The organism is Candidatus Omnitrophota bacterium, from assembly GCA_034717435.1.
GTDB lineage: Bacteria > Omnitrophota > JAUWXU01 > JAUWXU01 > JAUWXU01 > JAYELI01.
In genome coordinates this window covers 1-10,365 of the sequence record JAYELI010000038.1, presented here as the reverse complement: position 1 = coordinate 10,365, position 10,365 = coordinate 1, and the positions used below count along the sequence as shown (strand labels likewise).

The following is a 10,365-nucleotide window of genomic DNA, read 5'->3' as shown; positions in this document are numbered from 1 at the left end:
TTCTGAGATTCTTCGGCCTTCGGCCTCAGAATGACCTTTTTAGCGTTATTATTTTTAATTTCGGTTAAGGTGTGCACTTTTAAAACATAAATCGTCTAAAAACTGTGCACTTTTAATTTTTAAATAACAGGTTTTTAAAACAGGCTTGACTTCGGTCTGATTTTTTGGTATTATTTAAGACATGGATAAAAGAGAGCGGGAGAAATTCAAGAGTTTGTTGCTTGAACGAAGAGAGCAGTTGAGCAAACAAATAGACGATCTGGAGGAGCAATCTTTAAGAAGGTCCCAGCGGGAGTTTGCCGGCGACCTTTCCGGATATGCCTATCATATGGCTGACGTGGGCACGGATAATTATAACCGTCAGGTTAATCTCGGTCTGGTCAGCAATGAACAGAAAATTCTCTATGAAATAGACCAGGCGTTACTGCGGATAAAGGAAAAAATGTTTGGCAAATGCGAGGTCTGCGGCTGCAGGATTGATAACCGCCGCTTAAAAATCGTTCCCTATGCCCGGCTTTGCATCAATTGTAAAGAACTTAAGGAGCAGGAGGAGTTGAGTAAAGGGAAAATAAACTCGTAGATGGTGATTTTTATAATCAGTGTCTTGGTTTTAGCGCTCGACCAGCTTACCAAAAGATTAATAAGCATTTATTTCTACCTCGGCCAGTCCCAACCTATTATCAAAAACATTTTTCATCTGACATTAGTCCATAATAAAGGGGTTGCCTTTGGTTTGTTTTGCCAGAAGGCGGCCCTTTTTGTTTTTATCTCAAGTATAGTTATTATCCTGATTGTAGTTTCATTTCCAAAGATCAAAGGCCGGTGCTTACTGTTAAAGACCGGCTTGTCCCTGATCCTGGGGGGCGCGCTGGGAAATCTGATAGACCGGCTTGTATTCGGATATGTAATTGATTTTCTGGATTTTCGCATCTGGCCGGTTTTTAATATAGCTGACAGCGCTATTACAATCGGTGCCGGACTGCTGGTACTGCACCTTCTTAAGACCAAAAAACCAAAAACCTAATAAGTATAATTCACTTGCTTTTTGAGCAAATTTCCGGTATAAATAAAGATGTATTATAGAATTGCGACATAATCTGAGTATAACAATTTAACAATATAGCAATGGAGATAAGAGGTAATTTTTGTGTATCCTGTCTTGTTTAAAATAGGTCCGGTTAATATTTATTCCTATGGAGTGATGGTCGCACTGGGGGCTATAGTTGCCGTTTATCTGGCCCAACAGCAGGCAAAAAAAGAAGGTTTTAAGGCAGAGATAATAGTTGACCTGGGAATATATCTTTTGATTTCAGGTATCTTAGGGGCCAGGTTGCTTTATATCTTAACAAATATCAGGCAGTATCTGGTTAATCCTGTTGAGATAGTGATGCTCCATCACGGAGGCCTGGTGGTTTATGGTGGAATTATCCTGGCTGGTTTTACTGGAGTTCTTTTTTTAAAAAGGGGAAAACTCCCGGTCTTGAAGATAATCGATATCGTGATTCCTTATCTGGCGTTAGGTCAGGCCATTGGCCGTATCGGGTGTTTGTTGAACGGCTGCTGTTACGGCAGGCCGACTGATCTGGCCTGGGGAATTTATTTTCCGGGGACTTCCCTGGCCCTGCATCCAACGCAGATTTATTTCTGTTTGAATGCCCTGGCTGTTTTTTTAATCCTGAATATTGTTCAAAAAACAAAGCGGTTTAACGGACAAACCTTTATTTCTTACTTTCTTATTTATCCTGTCGGCCGTTTCTTTATAGAGTTTTTAAGAGGGGACAGCCCCTGTATTATCTTTGACATGTTCACGTTATCCCAGCTGATCAGCGCAGTAGTTTTTTTCACTGCGTTAATATTATATGCTAAAAAAAGGAGGATGTTGATTTGAAAGAATATAATTTTGTTGTTGGAACACATGAATCAGGTCAAAGGTTAGACCGCTATCTTACCGGGCATTTTTCCAGGTTGATATCCCGCTCCTATATTCAGAAGCTGATAACAGACGGCCAGATAAGGGTTGATAATAAAAATGCCAAAAGCCATTATCGGCTGAAGAGCGGTGAACAGATAGCAGTTGTTATCCCTTCGCCTTCAAAACCAGAGGCAGAACCCGAAGATATTCCATTGAATATAGTCTATGAAGACGAACATCTTATTGTGATAAATAAACCAGCAGGGATGGTAGTTCACCCGGCTGCCGGTAACTTTAGCGGCACGCTGGTAAATGCCCTTGTTCACCACTGCTCTGACCTCTCAGGCGTAGGGGGCGAACTTAAGCCGGGGATTGTCCACCGCCTGGATAAGGATACTTCCGGCCTGATGGTGGCGGCAAAGACAGACACAGTTCACCGGGCGCTGGCAAAACAGTTCAAGGACCGCACGATTAATAAAAGGTATCTGGTGATAGTAAAGGGGCAGATGGCTTTTAAAGAAGGCGTAATTGATGAGCCGATAGGCAGGAACCCCCGGCAGAGGAAGAAGATGGAAGTGGTTCAGGCCGGAGGAAAGCAAGCGGTCACCAATTATAAGGTTATAAAAAAGTTTGAAGGCTTTACCCTGCTTGAGGTTATTCTTAAAACCGGCAGGACCCATCAGATCAGGGTGCATATGGCTTATTTGAGCCATCCGGTACTTGGTGACAGTCATTATGGCCGGCAGTCTCCTCTGATAAATCGCCAGGCCATTCATGCCGCAGGCCTGGGTTTTTATCATCCGGTAACAGGAAAGTACCTGGAATTTAATTCTGATTTGCCTGAGGATATGAAAAAACTTGTCGTTTAACTTGACAAGGCAATTTTTATATGGTATAGTTAAACAACTTATAAAACCTTTAAACTGGTTCAGAGAAACTAGTAAGGGAAATAAAAATGCAGGGAAAAATATTATTTAAATATCAAACCCATCCAGGAATAAGGGATGGGTTTTTTAATGAGGACACAACTTATGGAACGAAGTGAACATAAGTTGTTGTCCGAATTAATTCTGAGCGATGAATTGCTTCTTTGAGACTCTTCAAGCGAAGGATATCCCGGGGGATAACCAGATGAAATTAAAACAAAAAGCAAGGATTATGAATAAGGCAGCTGTCCAGCGGACGATTACCAGAATAGCCCATGAGATATTAGAAAAGAACAAAAACACCAAAGATCTCTGTATTATCGGGATCAGAAAAGGCGGGGCAGTGATAGCCCGGCGCCTGGCAGGCAGGATGGAAGAAATAAGCCGCAAGCCCATACCCTTGGGGATATTGGATATTACGTTGTACCGCGACGACCTCACTGCAATTGCTGAACAGCCAATAGTTCATAAGACCGAGATAAACTTTGACATTACCGCTAAGACGGTTATCCTGGTGGATGATGTCCTGTTTACCGGCCGGACCATAAGATGCGCGCTGGATGAATTAATAGATTTCGGCAGGCCCTCCAGTATTCAGCTGGCAATCCTGATCGACCGGGGCCACCGGGAACTGCCGATCAGGGCGGATTATGTTGGAAAGAACGTTCCTACTGCGGGTTCTGAAACCATAGAGGTGAGGCTGGAGGAGTCAGAAGGCATAGATGAAGTGTTGGTCATGGAACAGGAAAAGTAATGGCTATGGTTAAGTGGAACAGAAAAGACCTGCTGGGATTAGAGGGGTTAAGCCCGGCAGAAATTAAATTGGTCCTGGACACTGCTGAATCATTTAAGGAGATATCCACCCGCCAGATAAAAAAGGTTCCTGCCTTAAGAGGCAGGACTATTGCAACCCTGTTTTTTGAACCCTCCACCAGGACCAGGGCGTCTTTTGAGCTGGCTGCCAAGAGGCTGAGCGCTGATACCGTCAGCATATCATCTTCTACCAGCAGCGTGGTCAAAGGCGAGACACTAAAAGATACTGCCCGAAACATAGAGGCGATGAAGATAGATATAATTATTATACGCCACAAGTGCGCTGGTGCGGCTGAAATGCTGGCCAGGGCAGTATCCAGCGGGGTGATAAATGCCGGAGACGGCAGCCACGAGCATCCTACTCAGGGTCTGCTGGATTTATTTACCATCAGGGAAAAGAAAAAAAAGATAAAAGGATTAAAGGTGGCGATCATTGGCGACATCCTTCACAGCCGGGTTGCCCGGTCTAATATCTGGGGGCTAAAGAAATTAGGCGCAGAAATAGTAATTTGCGGGCCCGCTACCCTGATGCCCCCGGAAATAGAAAAAATGGGAGTCAGAGTGGTTTATGACCTTAGAAAGGCCGTAAAACAGGCAGATGTAATTAATGTTTTACGTATTCAAAAGGAAAGGCAGGATGCCGGTTTTTTCCCCAGCCTGCGGGAATACAGCAGGGAGTTCGGAATAAACAAAGAGGTTTTAAAAGATGCCGGGAAGGATCTGCTGATTATGCATCCCGGGCCGATCAATCGGGGGGTAGAAATATCTCCTGATGTGGCCGATGGCCAGTATTCAGTAATACTGGATCAGGTAACCAATGGATTGGCTGTAAGAATGGCAGTGCTTTATTTACTGCTCGGCGAAACCAAGGTGAAGCTGTGAATTTATTGATTAAAGGCGGACGGGTGATCGACCCTGCAAATAAGATCGATAAGGTAATGGATCTGTTGATCGAAAAAGGGAAGATCAGCCGGATGGCCGGTAGTATAAGATCTGAAAATTGCCGGGTGATCGATGCCGCCGGGCTTATAGTTGTGCCCGGCCTGATCGATATGCACACCCATTTGCGCGAACCGGGCCGGGAAGACGAAGAAACCATTCTTAGCGGTTCGGAGGCAGCGGTAAAAGGCGGATTTACCTCGATATGCGCTATGCCCAATACCAGCCCGGCAGTGGACAAGGAGGCGGTAGTGAAGCTTATCCTATCCAAGGCAGAGCAGGCCGGTTTGGTAAATGTTTACCCGATCGGCGCAATTACCAAGGGCCGGGAGGGCAGGGAACTGGCTGAGATAGGTGAGTTGAAAAGGGCTGGAGTAGTGGCCTTATCCGATGACGGAAACCCGGTTGAAAACAGCCGGATTATGCGCCGGGCGTTGGAATACAGCAGGATGTTTGATTTGCCGATTATTGCTCATTGCGAAGACAAAAATTTTTCAGCCGGGGGAATGATCAACGAAGGCAGGATCTCGACTGTTTTAGGATTAAAGGGCATACCCTGTTTTTCTGAGGAGAATATGGTAGCCAGGGATGTTTCTCTGGCTAAGCTAACAGGGAGCAGAATTCATATAGCTCATATATCCAGCGCAGGGTCGGTTAGGATAATCAAACAGGCCAAAAAAGACGGTATCAATGTTACAGCCGAGGCAACCCCTCATCACTTTAGCCTGAGCGATGAAAACTTAAGGCTATTTGACACTAATTATAAAGTAAATCCGCCGTTAAGGACAGGCCAAGACATTGATGCCATAAAAAAAGCCTTAGCAGACGGGACTATTGATGCTATAGCTACCGACCACGCTCCGCATTCAGAAGAAGAAAAGGATGTTGAGTTTGATTACGCGCCATTCGGGATGACAGGGCTTGAAACTGCTCTGGGGTTGGCGATAAAAGAATTGGTTGAAAAAAGGATATTAACCGTTAGCCGGTTGGTAGAGAAAATGTCGCTTAATCCGGCCAGGATTTTAAGGCTGGATAAAGGCCGGTTAGATCCTGGCAGCGACGGGGACTTGACTATAATTGATTTAAATAAAGAGTGGACGGTAAAAAAAGAGGATTTTAAATCAAAGTCTAAGAATTCTCCTTTCATCGGTGAAAAACTAAAAGGAATAGCGGCGATGACTATTTGCCGGGGCAAAGTGGTTTATGAAAAATAGATTTATCTGCGATTTTCACATTCATTCTAAATACAGCCGGGCCACCAGCAAGGATATGGATCTAAAAAATATAGCCAAGTGGGCGAAGATCAAAGGCATAAGCCTGATGGGCACAGGAGACTTTACCCATTTTTTATGGCTCCAGGAACTAAAAAGCCTTCTTAAGCCGGCAGCGGGCGGTTTGTTTAGTTATGACGGCACGTTGTTTGTGTTAAGCTCGGAGATCTCTTGTATCTATAGTAAAAACGGCAGGGTAAGAAAGATTCATATTATCATCCTGGCCCCTGACTTTGAGACGGTGGAAAAGATAAACAAAGAACTGGGCTCTATCGGTAATTTAGTCAGCGACGGCAGGCCGATATTAGGCCTGGACGCCAGAGATTTGGTAAAGATAGTAATGGACAAGAATCCGAATTGTTTTATAATCCCGGCTCATATCTGGACTCCCTGGTTTAGTTTATTCGGGGCTAATTCCGGTTTTGACACTATTGAAGATTGTTTTGAAGACCAGCTCAAACATATCGGAGCCTTAGAGACAGGCCTTTCCAGCGATCCGGCTATGAACTGGCGCTGGGAAGCGCTCGATAAATACTGCCTGGTTTCTAATTCAGATGCTCATTCCCCGCAGAAGATAGGACGGGAGGCTAATATTTTCAGCCAGAAAATGGATTATTATCAACTGTTGGATGCTATAAAAAATAAGGACAAGGAAAAATTTCTGGCAACAATCGAGTTTTTCCCCCAGGAAGGAAAATATCACTGGGATGGCCATCGAGCCTGCCAAGTGCGGCTTGCGCCTGCTGAGACCAGGAAAAATAATTATCTCTGTCCTAAGTGCGGCAAAAAAGTCACTGTAGGAGTACTGCACCGGGTGGAGGAGTTGTCTGACCGAAAAGAGGGTTTTATCCCGGAACAAAAAATACCGTTTTATAGCCTGGTGCCTTTAAACGAGATTATTTCCGGGGCAATAGGCAAGGGTATAAGCTCTCTTGCGGTGAAGAATGAATATTTAAAGATCACACAGTCCCTGGGCGGGGAAATTACTGTTTTGTTTGATGCGCCGGAGAAGGAGTTGATCAAGGTGACTTTACAAAGGGTGGCCGATGGCATTTTAAACGCAAGAGAAGGCAGGGTAAAAATACAGCCGGGATACGACGGCGAATACGGCAAGATAAAGGTATTTAACGGGGAAGATAAAAATGCCGGGGCAGGCCAACTGGAATTATTTTAGTGAAACAACTTGACGCCAGAATATTATCCAATAGGTGTATTTCCGGGAAGTATTATCTGCTCAGGCTTAGCGCTTCGGGTATTGCAAGACTGTCCCAGCCGGGACAGTTTATCCATCTTAGATGTTCTGAGTCTCTTAGCCCGCTGCTTCGCCGGCCGTTCAGCATACACCGGGTAAGCGGCGCTAAAATAGACATTTTTTATCAGGTAGTTGGCAAAGGGACGGAGATTTTATCTAAAAAAAAGGCCGGGCAGTATCTGGATGTCATCGGGCCGTTAGGCAGGGGGTTTGAGATAGATAGACCAGGGGACTTTGTCTTAGTAGCAGGAGGAATGGGAATAGCTCCTCTTTTGATGCTTGCTCAAAGGTTGAGCCGCTGCCGGGTAAATAAGGTTATTTTGGTTGGAGCAAAGACAAAGAGCTTAATTTTGTGTAAAGAAGAATTTAAACGGTTAGGGTTTAAAATCAAGGCAGCCACCGAGGATGGAAGCTTGGGTTTTAAAGGGCTTGTGACCGATTTACTGGAACAGACTTTACGCATAAAGCATTCTTCGGCTGCTCTCAGAACAGGCAGCGCGCAATGCAATACAAACTTGTACGTTTGCGGGCCGCAGGAGATGTTGAAAAAAACAGCCCGGATTTCTTCTAAATACCGGTTGAAGGCCCAGGGTTCGCTGGAAAGAAACATGGCTTGCGGTGTGGGCGCTTGTTTGGGCTGCGTGATTAAAACAACACATGGTTATAGAAAGGTTTGTCAGGACGGGCCGGTATTTAACCTGGATGAGATAATATGGTAACACTGCCTGAATTATCAGTCAAAATAGGAAGGATAAAGATGGCTAATCCGGTTATGGTGGCCAGCGGCACGTTTGGCTATGGCCGGGAATATCAAAGCCTGATCGACCAGCCGGGACTGGGCGCTATTGTCACAAAAAGCATAACTCTCAAATCTTCAGCAGGCAATCCAGGCCCGAGGATCTGCGAGACTTCTTCAGGCATGCTCAATGCCATCGGCCTTCAAAACAACGGGCTGGATGATTTTATTAAAGAAAAAATGCCTGGATTAAGAAAGATCAAAGTGCCGCTTATTGTCAGTATAGCCGGTGACAGCATCGGGCAGTACCAAAGATTAGCTAAAGGCTTAAATGACGTAGCCGGCATAGCGGGATTGGAAATAAATGTTTCTTGCCCGAACATAAAAACCGGGATGGTGTTCAGCCGGGATCCTAAGTTGGTCTATAATCTAATAAAGGCTGTTAAGAAGGCAGTTCGGTTGACGATTATTACGAAACTTTCAGCTAATGTCACCGATATAGCCTCTATTGCCCGGGCAGCCAGGGACGGAGGAACAGATGCTGTTTCCTTGATCAATTCTTTACCGGCAATGGCAGTGGATATTAATACTAAGAAGCCAAAATTGGCCAATATTACCGGAGGCCTGTCCGGCCCGGCCATTAAACCCGTGGCTTTAAAAGCGGTCTGGGAGGTTTCCAGCAGGATTAAGCTTCCGCTTGTTGGCATGGGCGGGATTATGAACTGGCAGGATGCAGTTGAATTTATGATCTGCGGCGCTACGGCAATATCCGTTGGCACGGCAAATTTTGTCGATCCCCGGGTTAGCAGCCAGATAGTCAACGGGCTTAGTAAATATTTAGAAACCCAAAAGATTGATAACGTAAATAAACTTAGAGGGAGCCTTAAGACCAGTGGAAAATAAAAGGGAAAAATTGATAGTCGCCCTGGATCTCGACGGTTTTTCTGAGGCAGAAAAACTGATAGACCTGCTTTTGCCGGTAGTTAAAATATTCAAGGTCGGCAGCCAGCTTTTTACCGGTTCCGGCCCGGATATAGTCAGGGCTATTAACCGGCGCGGGGCAAAGGTTTTTTTAGACCTTAAATTCTGCGATATTCCAAACACGGTTGCCCGGGCAGTGAAATCTGCCGCTGACCTGGGGGTATTCATGCTGACTATTCATACCCTGGGCGCAAGGCAGATGCTTAAGGGCGCAATGCGTTCTTTGAGCGCTTTTGACCGGAGTAAGCGCCCGATAATTCTTGGCATAACAGTGCTGACCAGCCTGGATAAGGATGCTCTTAGAGAAATCGGGATCAATCGGCCGTTAAGCGAACAGGTAATCAGCCTGGCTGCCATGGCAAAAGAGGAAGGGCTTGACGGCGTTGTTTGTTCCGGCCGGGAAACAGGCCTTGTCCGCCGGCAGTTTAAAAATGATTTTCTTATTGTTACCCCTGGAATTAGGCCGGCTGAAAGCGCCCGGGATGACCAGAAAAGAGTTATAACGCCCAGCCAGGCGATAAATAAAGAAGGCGCGGATTATATAGTAGTCGGCCGGCCGATAATCAAAGCTCCTGACCCGCTTAAAGCAGCCAGGCTAATTCTAAGGGAAATGGAATGAAGATGTTGAAACAGGATCAAGTGTTAAAATTATTTCAGGATTGCGGGGCTTTATTATCCGGCCATTTTGAATTATCTTCCGGATTGCACAGCGGGCAGTATCTGCAATGCGCGCTTTTGTTACAGCACCCGCCGTTGGCCGGGGTGTTGTCCGAAGAGCTTTCCCGGCAGTTTAAAAAGGAAAAAATAGATGTTGTAATTGCCCCGGCCATTGGAGGAATAGTTGTAGCCCACGAAACAGCCAGATCATTAAAGGCGAGGGCTTTGTTTTGTGAACGAAAACAGGCAAAGATGACTTTAAGGAGAGGTTTTGAACTTAAACCCGGAGAAAACGTCTTGGTGGTGGAGGATGTAGTTACTACCGGCGGCTCGGTAAAAGAGATTATCCGGATAGTCAAAGAATCCAAAGCCAGGTTAGCTGGAGTAGGCGTGCTTGTCGAACGAAACCCGCAGGAAAAAGATTTTGGCGTAAAATATAAGAGCCTGCTGAATTTAAACATAGAAACTTTTCCCCTCAACCAATGCCCCTTGTGCGAACAGGGACTGCCGTTAGTGAAACCAGGAAGCAGATAAAGCTCATTCCCCAATGTCATATCCTTCACGCGTCATTCCCCGGCTTGACCGGGGAATCCAGACTACGCAGCAAGCCCGGCCCCACCACACCCCACACTAAAGGCCACCTCGCAGCAGGAGTATTTACCTTACCTGATGGCTGTCGCATCTTCCTGCCGGCAGTCCAAAACGGACTTAGCAGATCCCGAATAACAAAAAGCAACATCTTTATGTTAGCTAAATTTTAAAAGTGCGCACCTTAACCGAAATTAAAAATAATAACGCTAAAAAGGTCATTCTGAGGCCGAAGGCCGAAGAATCTCAGAAAACACGGTTTTATGGGAGATCCTTCGGTCGCCCTTCGG

The 10,365-nt window shown here is 45.5% G+C and carries 13 protein-coding genes; 12 read left to right on the top strand and 1 reads right to left on the bottom strand.

All coding sequences use genetic code 11. From position 1 onward, the window contains the following. Nucleotides 1–181 precede the first annotated feature (181 nt). From U9Q08_02950 to pyrE, 12 genes are all read left to right on the top strand, one after another. Complete coding sequence (locus U9Q08_02950) at nucleotides 182–580, top strand: TraR/DksA family transcriptional regulator (protein MEA3328673.1); 399 nt, start codon at nucleotides 182–184, stop codon at nucleotides 578–580. Continuing rightward, a complete protein-coding gene (lspA, locus tag U9Q08_02945; GenBank protein MEA3328672.1) occupies nucleotides 581–1,024 on the top strand; it encodes a signal peptidase II in 444 nt (147 codons plus the stop codon). A gap of 123 nt (nucleotides 1,025–1,147) precedes the next feature. Further along, nucleotides 1,148–1,888, top strand: a complete 741-nt coding sequence (gene lgt, locus U9Q08_02940) for a prolipoprotein diacylglyceryl transferase (GenBank protein MEA3328671.1) — start codon at nucleotides 1,148–1,150, stop codon at nucleotides 1,886–1,888. Continuing rightward, a complete protein-coding gene (locus U9Q08_02935; protein MEA3328670.1) occupies nucleotides 1,885–2,781 on the top strand; it encodes an RluA family pseudouridine synthase in 897 nt (298 codons plus the stop codon). The genes lgt and U9Q08_02935 overlap by 4 nt, the downstream gene beginning before the upstream one ends. A gap of 262 nt (nucleotides 2,782–3,043) precedes the next feature. Beyond that, a complete protein-coding gene (gene pyrR, locus U9Q08_02930) occupies nucleotides 3,044–3,592 on the top strand; it encodes a bifunctional pyr operon transcriptional regulator/uracil phosphoribosyltransferase PyrR (protein ID MEA3328669.1) in 549 nt (182 codons plus the stop codon). A gap of 5 nt (nucleotides 3,593–3,597) precedes the next feature. Next, complete coding sequence (locus U9Q08_02925) at nucleotides 3,598–4,533, top strand: aspartate carbamoyltransferase catalytic subunit (GenBank protein ID MEA3328668.1); 936 nt, start codon at nucleotides 3,598–3,600, stop codon at nucleotides 4,531–4,533. Next, a complete protein-coding gene (locus U9Q08_02920) occupies nucleotides 4,530–5,804 on the top strand; it encodes a dihydroorotase (protein ID MEA3328667.1) in 1,275 nt (424 codons plus the stop codon). Before U9Q08_02925 ends, U9Q08_02920 begins: the two co-directional genes overlap by 4 nt. Then, nucleotides 5,794–7,035 (top strand): endonuclease Q family protein, encoded by a 1,242-nt coding sequence (locus tag U9Q08_02915; GenBank protein ID MEA3328666.1) that lies wholly within the window; start codon nucleotides 5,794–5,796, stop codon nucleotides 7,033–7,035. The genes U9Q08_02920 and U9Q08_02915 overlap by 11 nt, the downstream gene beginning before the upstream one ends. Next, nucleotides 7,035–7,832, top strand: a complete 798-nt coding sequence (locus U9Q08_02910; GenBank protein MEA3328665.1) for a dihydroorotate dehydrogenase electron transfer subunit — start codon at nucleotides 7,035–7,037, stop codon at nucleotides 7,830–7,832. Before U9Q08_02915 ends, U9Q08_02910 begins: the two co-directional genes overlap by 1 nt. Next, nucleotides 7,826–8,752 carry a dihydroorotate dehydrogenase gene (locus tag U9Q08_02905; protein ID MEA3328664.1) on the top strand — a complete coding sequence of 309 codons (927 nt, stop codon included), beginning with the start codon at nucleotides 7,826–7,828 and terminating at the stop codon, nucleotides 8,750–8,752. The genes U9Q08_02910 and U9Q08_02905 overlap by 7 nt, the downstream gene beginning before the upstream one ends. After that, nucleotides 8,742–9,449 (top strand): orotidine-5'-phosphate decarboxylase, encoded by a 708-nt coding sequence (pyrF, locus tag U9Q08_02900; GenBank protein ID MEA3328663.1) that lies wholly within the window; start codon nucleotides 8,742–8,744, stop codon nucleotides 9,447–9,449. The genes U9Q08_02905 and pyrF overlap by 11 nt, the downstream gene beginning before the upstream one ends. A gap of 5 nt (nucleotides 9,450–9,454) precedes the next feature. Then, nucleotides 9,455–10,021, top strand: coding sequence for an orotate phosphoribosyltransferase (gene pyrE, locus U9Q08_02895; GenBank protein ID MEA3328662.1), 567 nt, complete (start codon nucleotides 9,455–9,457; stop codon nucleotides 10,019–10,021). 25 nt (nucleotides 10,022–10,046) lie between these two features. Here the strand turns inward: pyrE and U9Q08_02890 are convergent, their stop codons facing one another. Continuing rightward, on the bottom strand, nucleotides 10,047–10,169 hold the full coding sequence (locus U9Q08_02890; GenBank protein ID MEA3328661.1) for a hypothetical protein: 123 nt from the start codon (nucleotides 10,167–10,169) through the stop codon (nucleotides 10,047–10,049). Nucleotides 10,170–10,365 lie beyond the last annotated feature (196 nt).